We start from the raw sequence: 24,295 nt of genomic DNA on the forward strand, positions 1-24,295 counted from the left end.
GGAACGGCGTTTATGGAAGCCTTAGGGAAAAATGGCGCACCAGACGGGATGAAACTGAGAACTCGTATGTCCTTACCATAGCTACAGATTTCTAGCTGGGGCCAAACGGCATCGGCAGGCCGCCTCGCCGATAGCGGTCACAGATCGGACGGAAGTGACCGTCGAGGAATGGCAGCGGGGGCCGACACCTGCGGTGAAAGCGCGAAATCGGGCGCCGACCTTGTTCAGGATCGCTTCCGCCAGGGTTGCGGCGTGAACGCCGGAAAGGCTCGTCGGCCACGGCAGCTCCTGCGCGTCCCGAAATCCTTGGGGCTTCCCATTCAATGAAGCCTTTCGCCATGGTAGACTTAGACGCTGCAAACTTGGAGAATCGCTAATGGCGGACGATCAACTGAACTCGTTCGCCTGACAATCGTGCAATCCAGGAGGGGCCGCCATGGCGTCGATCGACGAGAAGCATCTCGAAGAGAAGCTGACGGCGCTGGAATCGGCCCGGACCTGGAGTCCGCGGCTCGTATCCAAGCTCGAAAGCCACATCCGTTCGGCAAGCGACTCCGAGCTCCTGCGCATCAATCCAATCAAATTTGCTACCGACAAGACCCTTAACGAGAAGGAGGCGATCGATCTCTTCCTGCACGCCGCCGCGCTAGGTCTCTTCGATATGACCTGGATTCTGATCTGTCCGGTCTGCTCCTGCGTCATCGACAGCTTCCGGGCGCTCAAGAATCTCCGCAGTCGCTGCCGCTGCACCCACTGCCATCTGGATTTGGTGGCGGCTCTCGACGACATGATCGCGATCACCTTCACCGTGAACCCGGCCATCCGCCGCATCGCCTATCACGATCCGCAGACGCTGTCGGCGGAGGATTATCTTTTCCGCTACAGGTCGGCGATTGAGGGCTTGATCCCGGACGGCACGCCTTTCGTCAAGGTGAGGGAGATGCTGAACCGCGGATTAGCCTATATCGAGCCGGGCAAGACGACCACCCTTGAGATAATCGCGGAGGCCGGCGCATTGCATGGCAGCAGTTCCGACAGCGACGCAGGGATCCTGTTTATTGTCGATCCCGCGCTTCCGCCCGGCGAGCAGCGCATTGCAATCCGTGTTGACCTCGAGTCCAGTACGCCGGACACGGGCACCATCGCGGCCGGCAAGGTGATTTTTGAGCTGTCCAATGTCGCGGACAGACGCTTCGAGTTCGGGATCCTCCAGCTGCCGCCCGGCATCGACCGGCCGCCGCCGCTCCACTTCGCACCGTTCCTCTCAGGGAAGCGACTGCTCACGACCCAGACGTTCCGCGACCTCTTCCGCTCCGAGGTGATCCGTGGCCACGAAGGGCTCGGCGTCAAGGACATCGCTCTCCTTTTTACCGACCTGAAGGGCTCGACCGCGCTCTATGACCGGATCGGAGACCTGAATGCCTTTGCACTCGTCCAGCAGCATTTTGACCGGCTGCAGGACGTGACGGTCCGCCACAACGGCGCGATCATCAAGACGATCGGCGATGCGGTGATGGCGGCGTTCCTGAGGCCCGCTGATGCCGTGCAGGCGGCGCTCGACATGCGCAGCGAGATCGCCTCGTTCAACAAGCGGCAGCCAGACAAGGCGCTGATACTCAAGATCGGCGTCCACAAGGGCGCGGCAATCGCGGTCACGCTGAACGAGCGCCTCGACTATTTCGGTCAGACCGTGAACATTGCTGCGCGCGTCCAGGGCCTCGCCGACGCCGACGAGATTTTTGTCAGCCAAGACGTTTACGACGCGACCGGCGTTCGCGACGGACTGGCGGCTTTTGCGGTCGAGCCGCGAACAGCACAGCTTCGAGGCGTGCAGCAGGAACTGCCGGTGTTTCGGGTGGGGGCGGCCGCTTAAGACGAGTTGACCGCTTGGCCCACGGACCGTGCGTCAGTAAAGCAACTGCGTGCCGCGCCAGTCGTCTGCGAGCGCTGCTGCGCAGACCTCAGGCATGTCCGGCTGCCACCACCGATTTTGGAATGCACACAACTATAAATTGGCGCGCTCGACAGGATGAAACTGAGAACTCCTATGTCATTGTTTGCGCTATATAACTTTTGCGACAGCCGGGAGCGGATGAATGGAATCGGGCGGTATTTCTCCAATACCCACGCGGTCCGAGGCGGCAGAAATGGGGCCGGAAGCGGTCCATCTGCCTCGAAGCCCTGATCTGAGATGGCCGCCGTTCAGCAGCACATCTGCCAACAGCGGCTGCCGACCCGAAGCAGAAGTCCGATCCAGTCCATAATTCAAAAATGTTGAAATTGCCGGAAGGTATGACCGGAACATTGACGCAGCGAGCTCACTCAGCGCGAGGGCCAGGCGGGAATCGGATCGCCTGTCTTAGAAATTCGCCGCGGCCCGACCGTGCCGAAGACTAACGGCCGTGCTATCATGCAAGGGTATGAGATCCGCGAAAGGAGGACCAATGAAACCTCAGATCGACGTGATCACGCTGGCCGTAGAGAACTTAGAGCGGGCGCTTGCCTTTTACCGGGCGCTTGGGCTCGAGTCGCCCGGTGTGACAGCAACCGAATTCGCTGGCGACGACACTCACCCCGCGGGGGCAATAGTCATGTTCCGCCTGAACGGGGGGCAGATCCTCGCCCTCTATCCGCGCAGCGAGCTCGCGAAAGANGGGGGCAATAGTCATGTTCCGCCTGAACGGGGGGCAGATCCTCGCCCTCTATCCGCGCAGCGAGCTCGCGAAAGACGCCGGCATCACGCAGGGGCCAGCGCAGAGCGGCGAGTTCAGTCTCGGTCACATTGTTGCGACTCGCGACGAGGTGGACNGGGGGCAATAGTCATGTTCCGCCTGAACGGGGGGCAGATCCTCGCCCTCTATCCGCGCAGCGAGCTCGCGAAAGACGCAGGCATCACGCAGGGGCCAGCGCAGAGCGGCGAGTTCAGTCTCGGTCACATTGTTGCGACTCGCGACGAGGTGGACGCGCTCTTGGCCAAAGCCAGGGCTGCGGGGGCGCCCGTCACCGCCCTACACGACCGGCCCTGGGGCATCTACTCCGGCTACTTCCGCGACCTCGACGGACACCTGTGGGAAATCATCCACAACCCAACTAGCACCGACGCCACCACCTGATCGGGCTATATCGAGTGCAGAGACGGTCGCAGTCGAGGCCACAACCGCCAAAAACCAAGAATTTTGCATTCGCACCGCACGTGCGCACATGCCAACTCGTTGCTCATTCGACAAGCAAGCTGCGGTGTCCGCTTCCCACCCCGAGCTGGACATTCAGGTCGCATGAGCCGAACGGCAGCTTTGAGGAAATCTCTGAGCCTGTCTGGATGACGGAAATGGCGGCGCAAAGGGGTCATAGTCCGTTTGCGCCACTGCTGCGAACAAGCAGCGGGATCGGTCGGACGCGCGTCAGTGGCGCTGCGGCAGGAGAGCTGGGGCGTCGCGCGAGCCATAGTCTCAAGAGGCGTGATCTGTGGTATCATAGGCCGGTAAGGCCGGTAAGGCCGGAGGCGCCGGTCCTGCCTGCCTCTGACCTGCGGCTTGCGAGTCGTGAATCTTTATTGAGGCTCAACATGGAGCGGAAGCTCGCTGCCATCCTTGCCATCGATGTTGTCGGGTACTCGGCGCTCATGGAGGCGGATGAAGCGGGCACCTTCGACCGGCTGAAACGTGGCCGCAAAGAGCTGTTCGAGCCGGAAATCGCGACGCGACACGGGCGAATCTTCAAGCTGATGGGAGACGGCCTGCTGGCGGAGTTCGGCAGCGTGGTGGATGCGGTCGAATGCGCGGTCACGCTTCAGCGCGGCATGGCGGAGCGTAACGCGAGCGTCGCCGAAGACCAGCGCTTCGAAGTCCGGATCGGAATCAACCTTGGAGAAGTGATCGTCGAAGGGGACGATCGCTATGGCGAGGGCGTGAACGTGGCGTCGCGTCTCCAACAACTCGCCGAGCCCGGTGGTATCTGCGTTTCGGAGAAGGTGTCCAAGGAGGTCAGGCAGAAGCTGGCGTTTGCGTTCGAGCCCATGGGCGAGCAGCGGGTGAAGAATATAGCCGAGCCGATATACTGCTATCGCGTGAACCTGCACGTTCTGAGAGCCGCTCCGGTCGGCCGACTGGCATCGCTCGAATTGCCCGACAAGCCCTCGATCGCGGTCTTGCCTTTCACCAACATGAGCAACGATCCGGAACAGGAAACCTTTGTCGACGGCTTGACCGAAGACCTGATCACCGACCTGTCTCGCTCAGCCGGCCTCTTCGTCATCGCGCGCAACTCAACCTTTGCTTACAAGGGGCGGTCGGTCGATGTGCGTTTGACCGCGCGTGATCTTGGGGTGCGCTATGTGGTTGAAGGCAGCGCCCGGCGCGCCGCGGCGCGCGTGCGCATCAATGCGCAGCTGATCGACGCGATCGGCGGCGATCATATCTGGGCCGAGCGCTACGACAGCAGCCTCGAGGACATCTTCGCAGTGCAGGACGAGGTCACGGCCAAGATCGTCGAAGCCCTTGTCGGCCGATTGGCCGGACAGCCGGCGCGCAAACGGCCCACGAGTCTCGAAGCCTATGACCTTTGCGTGCGAGCCCGCGGCGTCAGTTTTCAGACCGGGTTAGGCGCGCGGGAAGCGCGCATGCTCCTGGAAAAGGCGATCGGACTCGATCCCGACTATGCCGAGGCACATAGCTTGCTGGCCCTCAATCTTTGGCTCGGCTGGCTGTTCTGGAACGAGCCGAAGGAAACCAACCAGCCTCGCGCGCTGGCGGAAGCGCAGCGGGCTGTGGCGCTCGACCCTAACGATGCGGGGAACCGCTGGGGGCTGGGCATCATACTTGGTCACGAACGGCGTTACGCGGAATCGGATGCCGAGTTCGAGGCAACCTTCAAGCTCGATCCTAATCATGCCGATGCCTGGGCGATACGCTCGGATCTCATCACCCTGAGGGGCGACGCGGTCAAGGGCGTCGAATTCGTGAAGCGGGCGTTGCGGCTCAATCCGCGCCCACCGGGATGGTACTATTGGATGGCAGGCCAAGCCTATTATGCGCTCGGCGACTATCAATCCGCGGTTGAGGCTTTGCGCAAGCCGGAAACCTACCGCACCACGTCGCGGCGCTTGCTTGCGGCAGCCCTCGCGCAGCTCGGGCGCCTGGATGAAGCCCGTCAGGAGGCGGAATTCTTCATGATGAACGATCCCCATTTCAGCATCAGGCACTGGGCAACATCGCAGCCATTCGACAACGAGGAAGTGCTCCAGCGCTTCGTCGAAGGCTACCGCAAGGCTGGCCTTCCCGACTAAAGAGCGCATCATTCTGGATCGCCGGCTTGCTTTGGTCAGGACATAGGCTCGTCTTTTGGCTGTGAGGGCAATGCCCGTGGGTTCCATCGATCAATGTCCGTTGATGGCGCGCGAGTACGACGTTGGTGATGGATCCTGCAATGTCCGCTTTCGAGAAGCCGGAAAAGCAGTTTTGTGACCGACAAGAAGGCGCAAAGCCGCCTTCTCTGCAGTTCTTAGTTTTGTTCTGGAGTGGTAGAAAAATGGCGCACCCGGAGCGATTCGAACGCCCGACCCCCAGATTCGTAGTCTAGGAAAACGAATGCGCGAGAAAATGCGACGAGATGCGAGTATGCGCATAATTATTTGAAAATATGGTGCTTTTCCTGTTTCACCTCATGCGCTATTATGCGAGAAAATGCAAGGTAGCGCGGGATTTAGTTGCCCCCGTGTTGCCCCCAGCCTACCGGGGGCAAGTCTACGGCCTCCAGATGGGAAGGACAGGAAATTGGTAAAACTCACCTCCGATCTTCTCAGGAACTCCATGCCAGGGGCCACCGGGGATCGCTTGGAATTGCGCGATGAGGACGAACCTGGCTTGTTGTTCCGCGTCACCAAAAGCGGCGCACGGACTTGGTCGATCCGCTACGTTAACAACGCCGGTGAGCACCGACGAAAAACAATCGGCCCGTTCCCAAGCATTGGCTTAGCGAAGGCACGTGAGCTGGCCCGCAAGATTAAGGGCGAAGTCGCCAGCAAGGTCGATATCGTCGGCGTCGAAAGGAAGGTGAAGGCCGAGGCGCAACGGAAGCACATGAACCGCCTCGACGGTCTGGCTGATGCCTATTTCGCCGACGCCGCCCTCGGTCTCCACCGCGCACGGTGAAGGCCAAACCGAAACGCGCGAGCACCCTTGCCGAGGAAAAGCGCGTCTACGAAAAGTTGGTCAAGCCGCAGTTCGGCGATACGCCGGTGGCTGATATCAAGCGCAAAGACGTTGCCGATTTTGTTTCGAAACAGACGCGCAAGGCGAAGTCGACGGGACGGCATTGCCGTAACATCCTGCGCCAACTTTTGAGCTACGCCGTCCACAAGGAACTAATAGACTACAACCCGGCTAACAGCATCGCCGTCGTGAATTCCGAGCCGCGTGAGAGGGTACTTTCCGACGATGAATTGCGTGCCTTTTGGCAGGCTTGCGAAAGGCCGGGGGAGATCGAAAATCTGACCCTATCCGAGGATATGGGCATTGCCTTGCGCATGGCGCTGGTGACGCTGCAACGGGGGGGCGAGGTCGTCGGCATGCGCTGGACGGAGATCGACCGCAAGGCGCGCACGTGGTTGATTCCTGCGGCAAGGATGAAAGGCAAACGGGCGCATCTGGTGCCGCTTTCCGATCTTGCCATATCCCTCCTCGATGAGGCCAAGCAAATCATTGGCGGCAAGGAGTTCGTGTTCCAATCACCCCGATCCGATGATGACGTGCCTATGGACCGGCGGGCATTGACGCGCGCTATGAACCGGATCGTGACGGCGCTGAAAATGCCACGTGCGACGCCGCATGACTTCCGCAGAAGCGGGGCGACCGCCATAACCGGCGAGCGGATCGGCATTCCGCGCTTTATCGTCAGCCAAGTCATTGCCCACGCCGCCGATACTGGCGGGGCAGCAGCAGTGACAGGTATGCATTACGATCTGAACGATTATCTACCGGATAAGAGGCGCGCAATCACCGCTTGGGCAAACCTCCTTCAGGCAATCGTCGGAGGCAACGAACGGCCAGACAATGTGATCCCACTGACGCAAGAGGGGTGACGTTCCCCGGGGCGATGACAAAGACTTAGCAAAACGGCCAAAAAAATGACGATTTCGCGGCTTCGTCAACCTCGTCGGAGCCAAGGGAACCGGCATTCAAAAGAGCGAAGTCATGGAGGGACTGGATCAGCCTAGCAGCAGCCCGTCCACTCGGTATAATGCCGATCTGACTCAGAAAAGCTTCGAATTCGGTGCTGTTCTTCCCATATCTTTCAAATGCGATCTTCTGATAGGCTGCAATGGATTCTGATGAATTTTGTAGCGTGGCGGTGACTTGTTGCCCAAGTTTATCCCGCACAACTGCTCTGTTTTGGGCTGCACGCGTCCCCCACTCCCCAGCGCTCTCATAGCCCCGAGGTGCAAGTTCAGCACGCCAGTCCTGAACAAACTCGACGTCTGTGAAGACGCGCTCAAGTGAAACGCCCTGCTCGAATTGCGCTGCGAATTTTGACACATCCACAGGTTCGTCTGAAACACTTTGTGCTTTTACACGGCTGGAAATCGCCAAGCTAGCTGCAAGCCCGGCGCAAGAAAGAATCAAACGTCTACGGTCCAAAACCCAATCCCCCTAGGGACGCAGCAGATGCATGTTGCGCCACAGAACATAGAAAAGAACCACCATGCCGGCCCCGAAGGAAAAAACCTGAAGCATGGAAAACCACATAATGTGGCCTAAACCTGTGTCTGAAAGATATTTGGTGGCAGATCCGGACCCCCAATTAATCGCATGTAAAGCTGGCACCGATGCTACCAAAGCACTCTTGGTCAAAACCCCGAACAAAATTGCGAGAAGATGACAAAATATTGCGACAAATACACAGTTGGTGGCGGCCATAGAAATCTTTGTAGTATTCTGCGAGTTATGGAAAATTATCTGGGAGAGCAACGCAAATGCACCGGCGGCCACACCAAGGGAGAGGGTCGTCAGAAGTTGCTGATAACTCTCGATGTTCGTTATTAAATCCGAAGCGACATCACTCATTTATTTACTGCAGTCCTTCCACAAGCATGAACGTAAATTTCTTTCCTTTCAAAAGGGTTTACCGGATTTGCGGGGGAAAAACGTAATTTCCGCTTTCCAGAAGCTAGCCGTAAATCTTCAGGTCGCGATTAAATGGACAGCCTCGTTTGTCGAGCAATCTCGACAAAGTCAGTACGGCCCGGCTTCAGGCTCCGCTTCGATCGCTGTTCAGGGCTAAGAACCGTCACCTGACGATCATGCGGGCAAAACTCAATGCTGCCAATGACCTGCGGACCTGCCTCGACAAGCTGGCGGCAATGTGGGGTATGGCAACGCGGCGGTGATAGCCCGCTTTGCCGCTAGGGACGCCCGTCAGCGCGATTCGCGGGTATAGCCGGGGAAAGGATAGCGCAGCTGCCGCGAGGATGCTTATGAGGCGCTGCACCTCTTGAGGCTTCGGCGAAGCGTGGCGACATCGGTGCTGACGGAAATAATCAGGTCGTCGGTCTTGTCGGCCATCAGCCTGTCGCCTTATAAAAACGAAAAAAGCCCGCGCGATGGCAGGCTCTTGGAGAACGATAATGAGGAGAGAACGAAACAGACCCAAACTTGCCAGAGTACTGGTCGCGGTTGGATGTGTTATTTACTTGCTAGATATTTCGGCGGCACAAGCCGAAACCTACAGACTTATTCAAGCACTGGGAAACACCGAACACGAGTCGGCTCGCGGTCTTTCTAAGCCTGAATGCGAAGAAAAGAAGCGCGAGCTTAACGCGATTGGGGAAGCATTGGGGACATCAGGGTCGATCAAGGCGACGCCATTTTCGAAATCGGACGTGAGCTTGCCGCCGCGCAAGAGCTTTTCAAATATCGGCGAGATGAGGGCGGCTTTCAAGGATGGCTTGAAACTAGGTTGCCCCATATCCCGCGCTCGTCAGCATATCAGGCAATCACAATCGCTAACGGTTTGCGGGAGGAAATGTGTCTACAAGGTAGACACTTAGCACCCGCGTATTGGACAGCCGAGCCGGACGTTCAGGCGCTCATCGCCGAGCGCGTCGAGGCTGGCGAAATATTCACCGCTGCCAAGGTGAAAGAGATACGTAAAGAGGCCAAGGGCGTCATTGCCGAGTTGCCGTTTCAGGCAGCAGTTCGGAAAGCGGATGCCAACCGCAACACGGCCTCGGCAAATCTCGGCTTGTGTCGGCATCATTGACCGAAACAATTTCTAAAATGTCGGCACGCCGAAATCGATGCCTTACCCCGGCAGCATCTATGAACACAGACTCGCCTTGGAAGGTCAGACCTGTCGCAAGGAAGTTACGCTCGTCCCCACCATCAAGTATCGACACAACAAACATTTGATTCGCCCTATGTATTAGCTGCGCGATACATACATTGATACACGCAAGTTAAATTTGTCCTTCTGTTTTGAGCAAGTCCTAGAAATTGTAGAACAGTTTTGGTCAGCAGGTGCGTTGACGCGAAATCCCCCGCTCGATAACAAAGATTATCGCGTGAGGGGAATTTGATGAAATATCAACTGATAATGGTGATGGCGCTTCTTTCCGGATGCGCCACAAGCGCTTCTCCGACCTTTGACCGCGGTAATTATTTCATGACCGGGGATGCTTCCTGTGTGACCTATCAGGCGCATGTGTCACGAACACACATCGTTTGCCGGAATGCGCAGGGACAACCGACAGAACGGCGAGAAGCCATGACACCGCAGCAGATGCAAATGTACGCCTATCAACAGCAAGCGGCCCAGGCGCAACAGCAACAACAGGCCGCAGCCTATTCGTATCAGCCGATGCCGATGGTTCAGTATCCGCAGATGGTGACGCCACAAGTGGCACCATTGACACTCGGCAGCGGGAACCAGGTTAGGTGCATCTCGACCGGGATCTACACGAACTGCCGCTGATTTCGCGACAAGGGCGGCTGGGTAGCGCTAATTCCCCGTCCTCAACCTTGCGCGCAAGATCGGGATAGCTTTGACGCAATCCGTCTAGCGCCACCCGGCTCCGCTCCTCCTCGGTGTCAGATTTTTCGACGCGATCTTTTGTCGTCTGATAGGCCGCGTTCAGCGTCACGGCACCATTCATGACGGATTGCGCGAGGGCTTCATCATGGCGGATGACATAACGGGCCATTCGAAGGGAGCTGCCAGGGACTTCCGCCAAACTTGGCGGAGGTTCAACCGCCAAGTCTGTCCGCTTCCCTTGTTGGGGTATTGTCAGCATTGCCCGCGCCATAGCCCGTTGCCCGGCGGAAAGGTTCCCGCTTGTTCCCACCCTGCCACCGCTGCTACGACTTCGTCAGAATGGGAGGGATGGGGAATGACGACGAGCAGATATGAGGAACTTCAGGAACTCACGACACAGTATGGAGAGTATACCTGGGCGTTCTACAATAGGGTTCATGATGCCGGGTCGAAGATCATCGAATCATATAGCGCCTTTCTAGGGGGACCAAAGAGCGCGGCGAATGGTGTTCCACCGTATGGTGAATTCGAACCCCGAGGCCTTTATCGCGATGCATCCTTTAGCAGCCACGAGCGAGGCACGACCTATTTGGAACCGATCTTCATGGGCATTTGCACCGAGATCGGAAACAAGGCGGATGACGGCGCGACATGGGTCCGAACGGTAATCGAGTTTAAACCTTCGGGATCAGAGCTTGTCGCGCTCGTCGGCGTTCGCAGCCGCCGGGCGGTTATCGGACAGGAACCCTCTGCAGCGATGGAAGCGATCTGCGAAGCTATTTTTGAAGACGTGCGGGAAGCATTCTCCGCAGAACTAGATGAGGCGAGCGGACGCACCCGAATTGGGTTCATCGCCGCGAGGGAATGATCGGGCAATTAGCTCCCGGCCCGCGCTGGACCTTGCAGGATCAGTCGGGGATATCCGCAGCCGCTTGAACTTGGGCACAAACGGAGTGATCGAAGGTTGTCCGCTGCCATGAGCATTCCATATCCGCCTGACGCATTTCTTGCGGAACTTGGCAGGTTTGTGTCCCTGTCATCGCAACTGGAGTTGCAATTCGACATGCTGTTTATCAGCGAGGTGATCTTCCGCGGAAGCCACAGTGGCCGCGTCGAAGAAATCCGAGCGAGCAAATTGATGGGCATGCCGCTCGACAAGCGTATTGTTCTGATTCGCAAGGTCTTCGAAGTCGGGCAGGCCAAGATCAAACTGCCTTTCGCGGAGTTGCAACCGACTTTGAATAGGTACGCAGCCGCCCGAAAGGCCCGTGACAAGCTTTCCCACGGCCAACTGACTTTGGTGATGGACAAGGATGGAAAGATTGATCCGCAAGCGGCACAGCTGATGTACAAAAGCTGGAAGGCTAAGGGCGATTGGATCATGGAACGGGTGACCGTGGCAGACCTGCAGGCCGTGATCTCAGATGGTGAAGTTTTGCTTTGGGAGTTCTTCGATATCAAAATGGGGACCGCGCCGCGATCCAAAGGATCGGCGTCGGCGCGAGTTCTTGGCCAGAAACAAGCTGCTAACTCTTCAGGATGAATCCGCTCGCGCCCTTGGTGAAAACCCTGACACTTGGTGCCCGAAATAGGAATGTCGCTTTCCACCCACAGCGGGAGTCTGTGTCGGGTACGACGCGTTAAATCGGTGCGCGATGTTCTCAGCGAGGATCAGCGCGACGGTGGCGGCGCATAGGGACTCCAGCCGAAACGGCTTCGCAACATGAATTGAATCGCCTTGAGCGCAACCCCGTCGCCGCCACCGGCAAGGCGGAGCAGATGCCCAATAAGCGCGGCTTCGAGCCTCGCGGAACCTCGGTCAAGCTCACAACGATAGTATCGCCTTAGCGTTTTCGGATCGATCTCCAGCGCGCGGCAGATTGCTGACTGCGGAATGGCCTCGCCTGCAAGGAGTGCGACCATCCGGCGGCTCGTGTTCGTAGGGTGATGCCGGGGTCGACCATGGGTGCGTTTCTGTTTTTGCATAGGCGGGCGGGAAAAAGTCATCTTGTCTCAGGCGATTTTTCTGGCGCCAGAAAAAATCTACGAATGAGATCCGCGCGGGTCCCGAGGCCGCGTGCCTTGGCAAGTTTCACCCGCCCCCCAACCTGATGGTGCATCCGATGCCGCATCGACGGCTTTGTCGCGCCCCACTCTGAACTCCTGTATGCTTGGAATAAAGCAAGGGGAGGAGCGCATGTCGGGAACATCGGGATTTTTCCTTGTCGGCGAGGGTAAGACCTACCAACTCGGGCAGATCAGAATAACCTTCAAGCCTACTACTAGCGGAGACTATAGCCTCTGTGAGATGAGCAATGCTCCCGGTTCAGGTGCGGGGCTCCACCGTCACGCCTACGACGAGTGGCACATCATCATCGAAGGTAGCTACGAATGCCGAGTTGGCGAAGAGGTTCGCCCGCTTGGCCCGGGGGATATGATGTTCGCCCCCGGGGGAACCCCGCACTCCATTAAGAACCTCGGTCCAGGTGTCGGACGTCAGTTGGGGATCACCTCACCAGCAGGTGTGTTTGAGGCATTTGTTGCAGAAGTCGTCGAATCCCAGGTCGATAGCGGTAGTTCTTCAAGGCAGGGCGCGCCAGCCTTTAGGGACATTGCTGCAAAGCACGGAATCGAGATGATCAATGCCTAAGAGAACTATTCCGGATTCGCTGCTAGGTTAACCTGCCTCCCTCATGAATATCAGCCAGCCGACCTCGCGCCATGCCGACAGCAAGAAGGCGTCTTCCGTGATCGCCATGGGCAAGCTGACCGACCAGACGAAGGTCTGATCCTCATCAGGTGTATGACCATAAAAGCAAATCGAGCGACCGTCATCGCCAAGAACGGGGTCGACCTGCTCGATGTCAGCGGGCGTCATCGTCATTGCTGTTCCTCCCAACCGCCCTTATCCGCACGACCGGCTTCGACTTCTCGATGCCTGCCTGAGCTTCGAGAATGGCGAGGCGCGCCTCCATCGGCTCTAGCTGGCGGCGCAGGTAATCTTTGACGATGCCGACGACTTCCCGGCCAAATTTCTCACCATCAAAAGCCATTTGTCTCTCCGATCAGCCGCTACCGGCGGCGATATATGCGACGCTGCCCGGTCGAGCGACCTGCCAGTTCACCGCCCGCTCGGCGACAATTCCCGCCGCGTTGGCCTGCCACAGATTGACGAGCACAGTGCCGGTGCCGGTGGTCGCGTCCTGCGTCGGGGCACTATCCTTCATTTCAATAGTCGCCTCAGTCGTGATGCGGACGGCGGCAGTGCCTTCGCCAAGGGCAATGCCGGTCGGATCAGCCAGCGTGATGTCGCCCTCTGCCACGTTCCGCGACGTGACGACCGGCACGCCGAACAATTCGCCACCCCTCGCGCCGATGTTCGGACGGTCAGCGCTCGACAAGGAGACCGCTGTTGCCGGGTTCATCACAAATACGGCGGCGGACAGGTCTCCGGCGAAGTCCGAGACGAGCGCCTCCAAATCGGCGGAAGGCGTCAGACCGTTGGTGATCGACGCAGGCATGACATCGGCGATGCCAGCGTTCGCCGGATTAACAAACGCGCTGTCGAGCGCATCGACCACGGCGCGGAGGAGATCGGTTTTGAGCACGCCCTCAGCCGCCGGATCGGCGCTTTCGAGTAGATCGCGCGTGATGACCGTGAGTGCGATCACCTTGCGCGACGGAAGGAATGTGTCGCCGAACACCATCGCAGTAATCGGCTTAGCCTTGCCCTGGCCCACCCAATGCGCGGTGGAACCGCCGATGACCGAAATCGCTTTCGTCAGCAACGGCATACGCCGCAGCCCGGCCATCCTTCCGATGATGGAGCGCTCGGCCACCAGTTGAAAAAATTCGGCGGTGGCCGTCGCGAGATCACCTGCGAGTTCGTTGCCCCAACTGCCACCGGCCAGCTGGCCAGCGCCGATGGCATCTTTCGCGACGCGCGCGGCGGGCGACATCGGACCCCATCGACCTGCCGCAACCTCGGCTGCGTCGGACATGTCGCCTTTCGTGATGGCCAGCGCCATCGCAAAGCGGATGAACGCTGATCCTTTCGATGCGAGCGAAATTGACGACATGGGCGGCGTCCCTTGCTGAAGAATTGTGACGCCGCAAGTATCGGCCCGAGCCGCGTCTGCTGGAAAGTCGGTTTCGGGTAGTTTCGGGTAGTTCGGGCCGGTCAGGCATCGCTTTTTCCGCCGTCCAGAAGCTCAGCGAGGTCTTGGAGGTGGTAAGTGACGGTGCCACCGATTTTGCTAAACGGCAGCGGTCGCGCTCCGGCGCGCCAATTTCGGAGCGTTTGCGACGCCTTACCGAGAAGCGCGGCGGCGTCATTTTCGCCGACGCGGCCATCAGCCGTAACGATCACTCCGCGCTCAGCGCATGCCATCCGCAACATCGAAACGGTGTCGGTCTGATCGATGCTTTGCGCCCCTGCGCGTTCGCCGAGCTGTCGGTCGAGCTTCCGCTCAACGTGATCAAGCCGCTCGGCCATGCGTTTTTGCTCCGCGAGCAACTGCTCGATCTGGTTGAGCGCGTCATCCCTCATCATAGGTCGGCCTTCCTTTCGCGCATGAGGCCGGGCAGCGAGTGATAGCCCGTCGCCCGGCCCCGGCAGATCAGCTACTCCAGGGCAAGAAGGGGTATTTGGCCCGCATCTCGGCCTTCTTGGCAGGCGACGGGATATAGGCGACACTGTTCATCGACGCTGCGTTGTAGGCAGTCTCAATGTCCTCGTCACTGAGCGACGGGAACTGGGCACGGATGCGAAGGCGCATCGCCGCGTCGAGCCGCTTGCCCTCGTCCTCGTCAATCTCGTCCTCTTCGGTCGTTCCGTCGCCGAATGGATCGCGCAGTCCGATGGCGGCGAAATTGCCATCAACATAGCCGACGATGAAGTAGATCGCTTTTTCCAACTCAGTCATTGCTTCTGCTCCTTTCGTGCCGGGCGCGGGATTGCGCCGGGCTCCAATATCCACGAATGCCAAGATCGCGTTCATGGTCGTCGCATCACTCATCGTCTTTCTCCCATGTTGCCGACGCCACTACTGCGCCGGGATTTTCTGTTGTGGCGAGCGATGAACAGCACGGCCATTGGCCAGTCGGAGTAGCACTGCTGGAAAGCAGGCTCGGCATCGGAGTATTGCTGGCGGAACGGAAACGCCGGAACTGGCGGGCGATGGCCGCCAGTTCCGTGTCGCTGAATTGCCGCGTTTTATTTTTCTTGGTCATGGTGGCTGTCTCCGTCGTTTGGAGGGCGGGTCGGGGCTCGTGGAGGGCGGGGCGGCGGAGGTCGTGGCGCGGTTTGGACCCTTGGGCCCAAAGTCAGCGATCCGCCATCTGACTGATGGGATATTTCAGGTCGCGCACGCCCCAGAGTTAAATTCAATGGGTTCTTTAAAAGAGTTTGCGGGGCAACGGTGCCACCAGGGGCGGGGGCGCAGGTGCCACTAGGCAACGTGGGGCCGTTGCCACTATTTTGACGCCCGAAAGTGGTGGCAGCGTCGCCACCATTCTTGGCGCGCCGGGAGCGTTTTGGCGGTCTCTTGTTCGGGTGCATGTGCGACGTTTCTGCGGGCTCGACGCCGGACTTGCGCCGCCCTTCGAAGTCCTTGACTATCAGGCTAGCCAGCGGAAAATTCGGGCTGTAGGAGTTGCGAGAGCTGTTACCACCATGAGGCCGTCTTGCGAATAAGCCGAATTGCTCAAGCTCATTGATCGCGTCGAAGATCGTGCGACGGTCGATGCCGAGACGGCGCGCCAGTGACGTTGCGCTGGGATCGCACTGAGCTGTCTTGAAGTTGTAGTGATCGAACAAGGCGCAGCCAGCCGCCTTGGCCTGGCCGGATATCGGCGCGAGACACAGTGCCTTGAAGAAAGTTAACCCCGGTGGTGGCTGCTTTTGGCTCACGGCGCGCGTCCCTCCAGGCGGAGGCTCAGGACGCGCCAAGCACGATCCGCGTCACGTCTGATTTCGTCGGCAATCGCGGCGTCGCGCACGCTCGTTGGTGATGTATTGGGCATCGGTCGGTTCCTCCGTTCACTGGAAGAAACCGCCGCGAATTGACGCGCGAGGAAGCTCGGTCTAGGCTTCAGCCCTTAAAGTCTCAGACACAATCAATGCTGACTAGGAGCCGTCGCGCGCGCAAATCGCGACGACTCCTACGCATGGGACTGAGTGTCGGCTACGTCGGTAGCGGATACCTTGCGCGGGCGGCCACGCGGACGGGGTGGGCTATCGTCTCGGCGTGGCGCCACGTTGAGCGTCGGCGGCCTGCCAGTAGCCAGAAGCTCATCACGCTTGGCGCAACCTCTCGCACATTTCGAGAAGTTCGTCGCCCATCCAAGCTACAGCGCGCGGGCCGGTTTGCACCCGGCGAGGTGCCTCACCGCGTGCTTCCATTTCATAAAACGTCCGTATTGGAATGCCGACGATCGACTCAATGAGATTGCTGCGGACTAAAAGCGGAACGGTGATTTCTTTTACCATCGCTAACTCGACTCCACTGAATTTTGGGGATCGATTCGCGACTGATTAGAGGTCGGGGCCCTTACCACGGTTCATCGCCCTCTATGGGGCGACTTCACGCATTAGAGCGCGTGGGTAAGATGAGCACGGACACACGGTACTGGCCGAATCTTTTAATATTAGGCACGCTCTCGCATGACATTGCAAGTGGGGAAAATGATTCCGAAGCAACACGGCATCGACTTGCCCCCAGCTTGCCCCCGGCTCACCCTAGAATCAAAGGGCTCTTACGAGCATCCGGTAAATTATTGCTTTTCTTGAGAAAAATGGCGCACCCGGAGCGATTCGAACGCCCGACCCCCAGATTCGTAGTCTGGTGCTCTATCCAGCTGAGCTACGGGTGCGTGCCAAAGCGGCCGTGCCGCTTGCGTGGGCGATCCTCTAAAGCGTCCTTTGGGCGAATGCAATAGCAATTCGAAAAAAATCATGACTTTGGTTGCGGATGGCTGAGTTGCGGAATTTGCATCACTTTTCCGCCTGGGTGCGCGAACGATAGTCCTCCAGCGAAACCGGCCGGTCGGGGATCTCGATGCGGAACTGCGTGCCGGCCGTTGGTTTTTCGACGAGAGCGATCGTGCCGCCATGCGCAAGGACCAGTTCGCGCGCGATTGTCAGGCCAAGACCCGTGCCGCCGCTGCGCGCCGAACCACGGAAGGCCGCAAAGAGATTCTGCCGGGCCTTTACCGGCATGCCTGGCCCGGTATCATCAACGATGATGCTGACGACGCTGCCGACCCGCTGTGCCGACACCGTGATGCGTTTGACGCCGTCGGAAGCCGTTTCGCCGGTCAGCGCCTGCAACGCATTGCGGCAGAGATTGTGGATCACGCGGAAGATCTGCTCGCTATCGGCATCAATTTCTATGTCCGGCGGCATTTGCTCGGCAAACTCCACGCCGCTATGCGGATCGATCGCCAGCATATCGCGCACCTCCTGCGTCAGATCATAGAGCCTGACGCGCCGGCGGCGCGGCGCCGATTCGCTTGCCTGCCCGAAGGAGAGCACTTCCGTCGTATAGCCGACCGCGCGATCGATCGTGCGCAGCAGCTTCGGTGCAAAGCTCTTTACCATCGGGTCATCGACATCCACGAGACGGTCAGACATCAGCTGCGCCGAGGCGAGGATGTTGCGCATGTCGTGATTGATCTTGGAGACCGCAAGGCCGAGTGCCGCGAGATTCTTCTGATGCTTCAGCGTCTTTTGCAGCTCCATTTGCATCGCCGTCAGATGCCGTCCCGCGACCGCCAGTTCATCGCGCCCGCCGTCGCCCACGAAGACATGCTGCGGGTTTTCCGGATCGGCTGAAAATTGCTGCATACTGCCGGTCAGCCTGCGGATCGGGCGGATCAGGATGCGGTTGATGACGAAGAAGATCAGCGTCGCGGTAAAGAGCGAGATCAGCACCGAGAGAAGCAGAACATTGCGCGCGTAGACGAGCATCGCCGTGCGCAAGGGCTTTTCCTTCATCAGCACTTCGACGCCCATGTTGGTCTCGCCGACCGGACCGTAAACGCGGATGATGCGGTTGCCGCCAAAAAGCAGCGTGTCCAGCGCGTCTCCCATGGAACTGATCGGCGTGGTTTTGGTCAGGTCGTATTGCTCATCGACGGATGTCGGCATGCTGCTCATCGCCAGAAGCCGGGAGGTGCCTTCCTTGCGAAGAACGATTGCCTTCGTGCCGGTCGCCGCCAATGTCTCCTTCTGCAAAGCGCGCGGCAGTTCGACGGGCTGTAGACCATCGATGACGATGGCGGCGGCGGCAGCCGTGTTCAGCTTGTCCTCCAGCCAGCGGATGCGCATGGTCGCGATGGACGGGAAGAACACCAGCACTTCGGCGAGCATGATAAAGAGTACGGTCAGCCAGAGCAGTTTGCCCGACAGGCCGCCGAATGCGCCCGCCGGACGGCCATTCACGCTGTCCATCGCACTATCGACGTTCGAATTTTCGCCTTGGTGTTGCTCCGGCATTTGTCATTCCGATCGGCGAAAGCGCCTGACACTCAACCTTTATAATACCCGATCGAACTGCGCTTTCAAATCTTCGCGAACAACGGCATGCCGTTACAAAAGAAAACGCCGCCCGCAGGCGGCGTTTTCTGACGGTCGAAGATACTCAGAACTCTTCCCAGTTCTGGCCGGCGACCGCCGCGTTGCCGTTGAAGGCCCGCGAGACGGTTTTCATTACCCGGCGCGCCGGCGAGGCGACCGGACGATGTTCTTCGCGGCGGGCAACGGCGACCGGCACAGCAGCCGCATTCGATATCCTGAAGCGGGCGATAAGATTGACCAGGCCGTCGGCTTCTGCGGAGAGCTTGTGCGTCGCAGCCGAGGTTTCCTCGACCATCGCTGCATTCTGCTGCGTCACCTGGTCCATCTGGTTTATCGCCGTGTTGACCTCCTTGAGGCCGGTCGACTGTTCCTTGGCGGCGGTGGCGATCGAGTGAATGTGATCGTTGATCGCGATAACTCGGGTTTCGATCTCGCCGAGCGCCTCGCCCGTCGCCTGTACCAGCTTCACGCCGACATGAACTTCATCGCCGGATTTGGTGATCAGCGACTTGATATCCTTTGCTGCCGTTGCCGAGCGCTGGGCAAGTTCGCGAACTTCCTGCGCGACGACGGCGAAACCCTTGCCTGCGTCCCCGGCACGTGCCGCTTCGACACCCGCGTTCAGTGCTAGAAGGTTGGTCTGGAAAGCGATCTCGTCAATCACGTTGATGATCTGGCTGATCTCGCGCGATGCCTGCTCGATGCGGCCCATGGCATCGACTGCGTTGCGGACGACGACGCCGGAGCGGCCGGCATTGTCCTTCGCTTCCGAGACCATGATGCTGGCCTCCTGCGCCCGTTCCGTCGAGTTCTGCACGACGGCCGTGATCTCATCGAGGGCTGCGGAGGTCTGCTCGAGGGCTGCCGCCTGTTGCTCCGTGCGCCTGGAGAGGTCATCGCTGGCAACGCGGAGCTCGTTGGTGTTGCCATTGATCGCTTCGGTGGTCTCGCGGATCTCGCGCATAGTCGTCTGCAGCGTCTGGAACGTGTTGTTGACGTTCTGCTGCAGCTCGGCGAAGACACCCTGGAAGTCGCCGCGCATGGTCTGCATCAGATCGCCATCCGCAAGACTTGCAATGACGCGGCGGGTTTCGCCGACGCCGGCATCGACGCTCGAAAGCAGTGTATTGATGTTGCCTGCGAACTGATTGAGGTTCTCGTCCTCATAGTCCTTCTCGATACGGCGGCTGAAATCACCAGCAGCCGCGGAAGCGACTACCACGGACATGCTGGACTGCAGGTCATCGCTCTTGGCGCGCATGGCCGTTTCCTGTGCATTCAGACGCTTGATCGCAAGGCCATTTTCCTTGAAGACGGCGACAGCGGCTGCCATCTGGCCGATTTCGTCGTTGCGCCCGGCATAAGGCACTTCCGCCTCGAAATTGCCGCTGGCGACTTCGTTGATCGCGGCGGTGACGCGCTTGATCGGACGGCTGAGATGATTGGTGCCGATGTAGAAGCCCATGCCGACACCTGTCGAAATACCAACGCCAGTAATGGCGAGCACGAGCCAGAACAGCGAGGCACGGAAAGCTTCGATCTCGGCATCGACAGCCTGCAACTCGGCCTTGTCGGTCTTTACAATCGAATCGATCTCGGCCTGGAAGGCCTTTCGGTTCGCACGGTTTGCCTCGTTGTTGCCTTGGGTGTTCGCAGCTGCCGGACCGACTTCGGTGCCGAGGCGGGCCGTCTCGGTGCGGAAAGTGCGAAACTCCTTGGCGCGTTCGACGAGCTTTCCGAAACTTTCCTTCTGGCTTTCGGGAACCAGCGGCGCCCATCCGGCAATGACCTTGTCGATCTCATCGAGATCGGCCATCAGGCCCTTGGCGAAGTTGCCGGTATCCTTGATTTCCTTCGCCGCGTAGATACCGCGGGATTCCATAACCGTCGCAGTCACGAAGCGGTTGAGCCGCTCGCCAGCATAAGCGCGCTGTGAGGCGCTCTTATAGGCGCTGAATTTATTGTTGTACTCGTTCATGGCAACGAGGGCGGTCGCGCCGATAATAAGGGCGACAGCTGCCATAACGGAAACGAGCAAATTGATCTTGCCGCGGATTTTCAAAGGAATGCCTCCAGAGGGACTAACGACAGTCTGGAAAGCAAATTCCCAGCCGATAGGATGAAGATCGGCTAAATTTCTTAATGTTACATTTCGAATGCGATGATTTAGTACTACAAAAAATTACCCGTATTATTCGGACATCGACGGCTTTCTTCGCAAAAATTGCATGGACTTGAGAAAAAAATTGCAGATCGCATGTCCGTTAGCGCGGAACCAGCAAAATTCAACCTATCGATGCAGTGAGCGTAATCGTTAACACCAGGATGCGAACTTTCGCAGTGTCAAACGGCCGACTGATGAATCACCGGGTGATAATTGACTTCTTGGGGCTTCATCCGTATAAGCCGCCGCACGTTCGGTCACTTTGGCCTTTGGCCTCGCCCGTTCGAAAAACAACGCTCCTTGCAATATATGCAAATTCAAGAAGGGCCGCACTCCGCGGTGTTTAAATAAATGAAGCGTACCTACCAACCATCGAAGCTTGTCCGCAAGCGCCGCCACGGTTTCCGTGCGCGTATGGCCACCAAGGGCGGCCGCAAGGTCATCGTTGCCCGCCGCGCGCGTGGCCGCAAGCGTCTTTCGGCCTAAGGCCGATTGCCCGGTTAAAGATGGCGGGCGAAATGACGACCACTGACAAAAATATTGCAGGGCGGCTGAAAAGCCGCCCGCAATTTCTTGCTGTCCGCAACGGCGAAAAGCGCAGGGGTGGCCTCTTCCTGCTTGAGGTTTTCGACCGGAACGAGCCCGAGACCGAAGCCCGCGTCGGCTTCACCGTCACCAAGAAACATGGCAACGCAGTTGAACGGAATCGCATGCGCCGCCGCCTCAAAGAGGCGGTGCGGCTTCATGCGGGGTTTGCAATGCAGCCCGGACACGACTATGTGGTTGTCGCGCGAAGAGACTGCCTCACGGCGTCCTTCAAAGAATTGAGCGCGGAGCTTAAGGCACGCGTCGAAAACAAGCCGAAACACAGGCGATCCTCCGACGGACGCCCCAGGAACGTATGATGCAAAACAACCGCAATTATTTCATTGCGATCGCTCTCTCGGTGCTGATCGTTCTCGGCTGGCAGTTTCTTTACATGAATCCGCGGATCGAGGCTCAGCGCAAGGCGCAGGAAGCCCAGAAAGCGCAGCAGCAGACCGAACAGACGCAGGCCCCTGCCGCAGGCGGCCAGCCCGCACAGCAGCAAACAAGCGGCGCCGCGCCGACCGGCCAGGCGGCTGCGACCGCAACGCGCGAGGAAGCGCTTGCCAAGGCGCCGCGTGTTGTGATCGACACGGAAGCGCTCGCAGGCTCCATCAACCTGGCGGGCGCCCGCCTCGACGACCTGAAGCTCAAGGGCTATCACGAGACCGTCGACAAGAGCAGCCCGATCATTACGCTTTTCTCGCCGGCCGATACCAAGGATGGCTACTTCACCGAACTCGGCTATATCGGTAGCGACCAGACCGGCGCGGTTCCGGGCGCGTCGACCATTTGGACGGCGCCGGAAGGCGCCAAGCTCACCGACAAGTCGCCGGTGACGCTGACCTATACCAACGACAGGGGCCTGACCTTTGCGCGGACGATTTCAGTCGACGACCGCTACATGTTCACCGTCACGGACAAGGTGACGAACAGCGGCAGCGCTCCAGCCTCCATTTCCTCCTACGGCCGCGTTACCCGCTACAACAAACCGACGACGCCCTCCGTTTACGTCCTGCATGAGGGCTTTATCGGCGTCATCGGCGACGGCCTGGTCGAGAGCAAGTACTCTGCTGTCGAGGAGGAAGCCGTCACGCCCGCCAAGTCCACCGGCGGCTGGCTTGGCATGACCGACAAGTACTGGGCCGCGACGATCGTCCCGCCGCAGAAATCGGCTTATGAAGCGCGCTTCTCGCATTTCACCGACGGCCAACCACGCTATCAGGCTGACTACAAGGAAGACGCCGTAACGGTTGCCCCCGGACAGTCCATTGAACTCAAGAACCTCGTCTTCGCCGGCGCCAAGGAAGTTCCGGTCATCGACGGTTACGAGGCCTCCTATCAGATCCCGCGTTTCGACCGCCTGATCGACTGGGGCTGGTTCTATTTCATCACCAAGCCGATGTTCAAGCTGATGGATTTCTTCTTTCGCTACTTCGGCAACTTCGGCGTCGCGATCCTAATGACGACGATTGTCGTCAAGGGCCTATTCTTCCCGCTTGCCAGCAAGCAGTACGCCTCGATGGCGAACATGAAGCGCGTGCAGCCGAAGATGGAGGAGCTCAAAGCCAAGTTCGGCGACGACCGCATGGGCCTGCAGCAGGCGATGATGCAGCTCTACAAGGAAGAGAAGATCAATCCGATTGCCGGCTGCTGGCCGATCGCGTTGCAGATTCCGGTCTTCTTCGCGCTCTACAAGGTCATCTACATCACGATCGAAATGCGGCATGCGCCGTTCTTCGGCTGGATTCAGGATCTCTCGGCTCCCGATCCGACCACGATCGTCAACCTCTTCGGCCTGCTCCCCTTCGAAGCGCCCGCCCTCCTGCATCTCGGGATATGGCCCCTGATCATGGGTGTGACGATGTTCGTGCAGATGCGCATGAACCCGACGCCGCCCGACCCGACACAGGCGATGATCTTCAACTGGATGCCGCTGGTCTTTACCTTCATGCTGGCAAGCTTCCCGGCCGGCCTCGTCATTTACTGGGCCTGGAACAATACGCTCTCCGTTATGCAGCAAGGGGTCATCATGCGCCGCCACGGCGTGAAGATCGAGCTCTTCGACAATCTCAAGGGCTTGTTCCGGCGAAAACCGGCGCCATCGAAATGAATGAAAAGCCTCGCTTCGGCGGGGCTTTTTCTTTTCGGCAAAAGAGCGCACCGAGTGCATCGGTTGACAAAATCGCCCGAAACCTGAATGCCATACACGCAATGAATTAGGACGCTGGAAAAGCGGAATGACGCAAAAGAACGAAAAGCCACTCTTCGGGCGCCCATGGATCTTCATCCGCGGCGTGCCTTCCATGAAGTTCCTGCCGCCGGAAGGGCCACTGGAAGTGGCATTTGCCGGACGCTCGAATGTCGGCAAGTCGTCACTCATCAATGCGCTTGTCGGGCATAAGGGGCTGGCCCGTACCTCAAATACGCCGGGCCGGACGCAGGAGCTGAACTACTTCGTGCCGGACGGTTATTCCGGCGAAGGCGGCGACCTGCCGCCGATGGCGCTCGTTGATATGCCGGGCTACGGCTATGCGCAGGCGCCGAAGGATCAGGTCGATGCCTGGACGAAACTTGTGTTCGATTATCTGCGCGGCCGGGCAACGCTGAAGCGCGTCTACGTGCTGATCGACAGCCGCCATGGCATCAAGAAGAACGACGAAGACGTTCTGAGCCTGCTCGACAAAGCCGCCGTTTCCTACCAGATCGTACTGACCAAGACCGACAAGATTAAACCGCCCGCGGTCGCCAAGCTGCTCACGGAAACCACCGAGAAGATCAAAAAGCGTCCGGCGGCCTTCCCGCTCGTCATCGCAACCTCCTCAGAGAAGAGCGAGGGATTGGACGAGTTGCGCCAGGCCATTGCGGATACAGTTGAGATTTCCTACTGGAAATGAAGGAGGCGCCCCCGAGGCGCCTCCCTCCTTCGTCCTGCAATCCCA

At 58.9% G+C, this 24,295-nt stretch carries 27 protein-coding genes and 1 tRNA gene; 14 read left to right on the forward strand and 14 right to left on the reverse strand.

The window, feature by feature from the left end:
- Window positions 1-436 precede the first annotated feature (436 nt).
- From BN1800_RS10050 to BN1800_RS10070, 5 genes are all read left to right on the forward strand, one after another.
- Window positions 437-1,873: an adenylate/guanylate cyclase domain-containing protein gene (locus BN1800_RS10050; protein WP_027510765.1), complete on the forward strand. Its 1,437-nt coding sequence runs from the start codon at window positions 437-439 to the stop codon at window positions 1,871-1,873.
- Window positions 1,874-2,444: 571 nt separating this feature from the next.
- Window positions 2,445-3,113, forward strand: a complete 669-nt coding sequence (locus BN1800_RS10055; RefSeq protein ID WP_179213771.1) for a VOC family protein — start codon at window positions 2,445-2,447, stop codon at window positions 3,111-3,113.
- Window positions 3,114-3,565: 452 nt separating this feature from the next.
- Window positions 3,566-5,284, forward strand: coding sequence for an adenylate/guanylate cyclase domain-containing protein (locus tag BN1800_RS10060; RefSeq protein ID WP_086996920.1), 1,719 nt, complete (start codon window positions 3,566-3,568; stop codon window positions 5,282-5,284).
- Between the two features lie 487 nt (window positions 5,285-5,771).
- Complete coding sequence (locus tag BN1800_RS10065; protein ID WP_179213772.1) at window positions 5,772-6,149, forward strand: Arm DNA-binding domain-containing protein; 378 nt, start codon at window positions 5,772-5,774, stop codon at window positions 6,147-6,149.
- Window positions 6,146-7,078, forward strand: coding sequence for a tyrosine-type recombinase/integrase (locus tag BN1800_RS10070; RefSeq protein ID WP_086996926.1), 933 nt, complete (start codon window positions 6,146-6,148; stop codon window positions 7,076-7,078). The genes BN1800_RS10065 and BN1800_RS10070 overlap by 4 nt, the downstream gene beginning before the upstream one ends.
- Window positions 7,079-7,103: 25 nt before the next feature.
- Here BN1800_RS10070 and BN1800_RS10075 read toward each other — a convergent pair whose 3' ends face one another.
- Window positions 7,104-7,634 carry a hypothetical protein gene (locus BN1800_RS10075; RefSeq protein ID WP_143533928.1) on the reverse strand — a complete coding sequence of 177 codons (531 nt, stop codon included), beginning with the start codon at window positions 7,632-7,634 and terminating at the stop codon, window positions 7,104-7,106.
- Between the two features lie 12 nt (window positions 7,635-7,646).
- The gene (locus tag BN1800_RS10080) at window positions 7,647-8,060 is read right to left on the reverse strand and encodes a hypothetical protein (protein WP_086996932.1); all 414 of its coding nucleotides are present in this window, start codon (window positions 8,058-8,060) and stop codon (window positions 7,647-7,649) included.
- Window positions 8,061-8,952: 892 nt separating this feature from the next.
- Here BN1800_RS10080 and BN1800_RS10085 point away from each other — a divergent pair.
- The 4 genes from BN1800_RS10085 to BN1800_RS10100 all read left to right on the forward strand — a co-directional run bounded on the left by BN1800_RS10085 (window position 8,953) and on the right by BN1800_RS10100 (window position 11,569).
- Window positions 8,953-9,255, forward strand: coding sequence for a hypothetical protein (locus BN1800_RS10085; RefSeq protein ID WP_143533930.1), 303 nt, complete (start codon window positions 8,953-8,955; stop codon window positions 9,253-9,255).
- A 315-nt stretch (window positions 9,256-9,570) separates the two neighbouring features.
- Window positions 9,571-9,966 (forward strand): hypothetical protein, encoded by a 396-nt coding sequence (locus BN1800_RS40245; RefSeq protein ID WP_143533932.1) that lies wholly within the window; start codon window positions 9,571-9,573, stop codon window positions 9,964-9,966.
- 415 nt (window positions 9,967-10,381) lie between these two features.
- The gene (locus BN1800_RS10095) at window positions 10,382-10,894 is read left to right on the forward strand and encodes a hypothetical protein (RefSeq protein ID WP_086996942.1); all 513 of its coding nucleotides are present in this window, start codon (window positions 10,382-10,384) and stop codon (window positions 10,892-10,894) included.
- A gap of 108 nt (window positions 10,895-11,002) precedes the next feature.
- Window positions 11,003-11,569: a hypothetical protein gene (locus tag BN1800_RS10100; RefSeq protein WP_086996945.1), complete on the forward strand. Its 567-nt coding sequence runs from the start codon at window positions 11,003-11,005 to the stop codon at window positions 11,567-11,569.
- A 128-nt stretch (window positions 11,570-11,697) separates the two neighbouring features.
- Here the strand turns inward: BN1800_RS10100 and BN1800_RS10105 are convergent, their stop codons facing one another.
- Complete coding sequence (locus tag BN1800_RS10105; RefSeq protein ID WP_244564477.1) at window positions 11,698-11,949, reverse strand: hypothetical protein; 252 nt, start codon at window positions 11,947-11,949, stop codon at window positions 11,698-11,700.
- Between the two features lie 274 nt (window positions 11,950-12,223).
- On the opposite strand from BN1800_RS10105, the gene BN1800_RS10110 reads away from it, so the two are divergent.
- Window positions 12,224-12,676 (forward strand): cupin domain-containing protein, encoded by a 453-nt coding sequence (locus BN1800_RS10110; RefSeq protein ID WP_179213773.1) that lies wholly within the window; start codon window positions 12,224-12,226, stop codon window positions 12,674-12,676.
- 27 nt (window positions 12,677-12,703) lie between these two features.
- On the opposite strand, the gene BN1800_RS10115 is transcribed toward BN1800_RS10110, so the two are convergent.
- The 11 genes from BN1800_RS10115 to BN1800_RS10155 all read right to left on the reverse strand — a co-directional run bounded on the left by BN1800_RS10115 (window position 12,704) and on the right by BN1800_RS10155 (window position 20,666).
- Window positions 12,704-12,910, reverse strand: a complete 207-nt coding sequence (locus BN1800_RS10115; protein ID WP_086996954.1) for a hypothetical protein — start codon at window positions 12,908-12,910, stop codon at window positions 12,704-12,706.
- Window positions 12,891-13,079 carry a hypothetical protein gene (locus BN1800_RS10120; protein ID WP_086996957.1) on the reverse strand — a complete coding sequence of 63 codons (189 nt, stop codon included), beginning with the start codon at window positions 13,077-13,079 and terminating at the stop codon, window positions 12,891-12,893. The genes BN1800_RS10115 and BN1800_RS10120 overlap by 20 nt, the downstream gene beginning before the upstream one ends.
- Before the next feature lie 12 nt (window positions 13,080-13,091).
- Window positions 13,092-13,985, reverse strand: a complete 894-nt coding sequence (locus tag BN1800_RS10125; RefSeq protein ID WP_244564478.1) for a phage major capsid protein — start codon at window positions 13,983-13,985, stop codon at window positions 13,092-13,094.
- Between the two features lie 221 nt (window positions 13,986-14,206).
- Window positions 14,207-14,578 carry a helix-turn-helix domain-containing protein gene (locus BN1800_RS10130; RefSeq protein ID WP_086996963.1) on the reverse strand — a complete coding sequence of 124 codons (372 nt, stop codon included), beginning with the start codon at window positions 14,576-14,578 and terminating at the stop codon, window positions 14,207-14,209.
- A gap of 67 nt (window positions 14,579-14,645) precedes the next feature.
- On the reverse strand, window positions 14,646-15,044 hold the full coding sequence (locus BN1800_RS10135; RefSeq protein WP_086996967.1) for a hypothetical protein: 399 nt from the start codon (window positions 15,042-15,044) through the stop codon (window positions 14,646-14,648).
- Window positions 15,037-15,258 carry a hypothetical protein gene (locus tag BN1800_RS40250; RefSeq protein ID WP_143533934.1) on the reverse strand — a complete coding sequence of 74 codons (222 nt, stop codon included), beginning with the start codon at window positions 15,256-15,258 and terminating at the stop codon, window positions 15,037-15,039. The genes BN1800_RS10135 and BN1800_RS40250 overlap by 8 nt, the downstream gene beginning before the upstream one ends.
- Window positions 15,242-15,937, reverse strand: a complete 696-nt coding sequence (locus BN1800_RS43870) for a helix-turn-helix domain-containing protein (protein WP_179213774.1) — start codon at window positions 15,935-15,937, stop codon at window positions 15,242-15,244. The genes BN1800_RS40250 and BN1800_RS43870 overlap by 17 nt, the downstream gene beginning before the upstream one ends.
- 384 nt (window positions 15,938-16,321) lie before the next feature.
- Window positions 16,322-16,516 carry a helix-turn-helix transcriptional regulator gene (locus BN1800_RS10140; protein WP_086996970.1) on the reverse strand — a complete coding sequence of 65 codons (195 nt, stop codon included), beginning with the start codon at window positions 16,514-16,516 and terminating at the stop codon, window positions 16,322-16,324.
- A gap of 306 nt (window positions 16,517-16,822) precedes the next feature.
- A tRNA-Arg gene (locus BN1800_RS10145) sits at window positions 16,823-16,899 on the reverse strand.
- A gap of 121 nt (window positions 16,900-17,020) precedes the next feature.
- Window positions 17,021-18,523 carry an ATP-binding protein gene (locus BN1800_RS10150; protein ID WP_027510768.1) on the reverse strand — a complete coding sequence of 501 codons (1,503 nt, stop codon included), beginning with the start codon at window positions 18,521-18,523 and terminating at the stop codon, window positions 17,021-17,023.
- 145 nt (window positions 18,524-18,668) lie between these two features.
- The gene (locus BN1800_RS10155) at window positions 18,669-20,666 is read right to left on the reverse strand and encodes a methyl-accepting chemotaxis protein (protein ID WP_086996972.1); all 1,998 of its coding nucleotides are present in this window, start codon (window positions 20,664-20,666) and stop codon (window positions 18,669-18,671) included.
- Between the two features lie 453 nt (window positions 20,667-21,119).
- On the opposite strand from BN1800_RS10155, the gene rpmH reads away from it, so the two are divergent.
- The 4 genes from rpmH to yihA all read left to right on the forward strand — a co-directional run bounded on the left by rpmH (window position 21,120) and on the right by yihA (window position 24,250).
- A complete protein-coding gene (rpmH, locus tag BN1800_RS10160; protein WP_016552555.1) occupies window positions 21,120-21,254 on the forward strand; it encodes a 50S ribosomal protein L34 in 135 nt (44 codons plus the stop codon).
- A 20-nt stretch (window positions 21,255-21,274) separates the two neighbouring features.
- Window positions 21,275-21,673 carry a ribonuclease P protein component gene (gene rnpA / locus BN1800_RS10165; RefSeq protein ID WP_086996975.1) on the forward strand — a complete coding sequence of 133 codons (399 nt, stop codon included), beginning with the start codon at window positions 21,275-21,277 and terminating at the stop codon, window positions 21,671-21,673.
- A complete protein-coding gene (gene yidC / locus BN1800_RS10170) occupies window positions 21,673-23,466 on the forward strand; it encodes a membrane protein insertase YidC (protein ID WP_086996978.1) in 1,794 nt (597 codons plus the stop codon). The genes rnpA and yidC overlap by 1 nt, the downstream gene beginning before the upstream one ends.
- A 127-nt stretch (window positions 23,467-23,593) precedes the next feature.
- On the forward strand, window positions 23,594-24,250 hold the full coding sequence (gene yihA, locus BN1800_RS10175; RefSeq protein ID WP_086996981.1) for a ribosome biogenesis GTP-binding protein YihA/YsxC: 657 nt from the start codon (window positions 23,594-23,596) through the stop codon (window positions 24,248-24,250).
- Window positions 24,251-24,295 lie beyond the last annotated feature (45 nt).

This window comes from Rhizobium sullae (genome assembly GCF_900169785.1).
Lineage (GTDB): Bacteria > Pseudomonadota > Alphaproteobacteria > Rhizobiales > Rhizobiaceae > Rhizobium > Rhizobium sullae.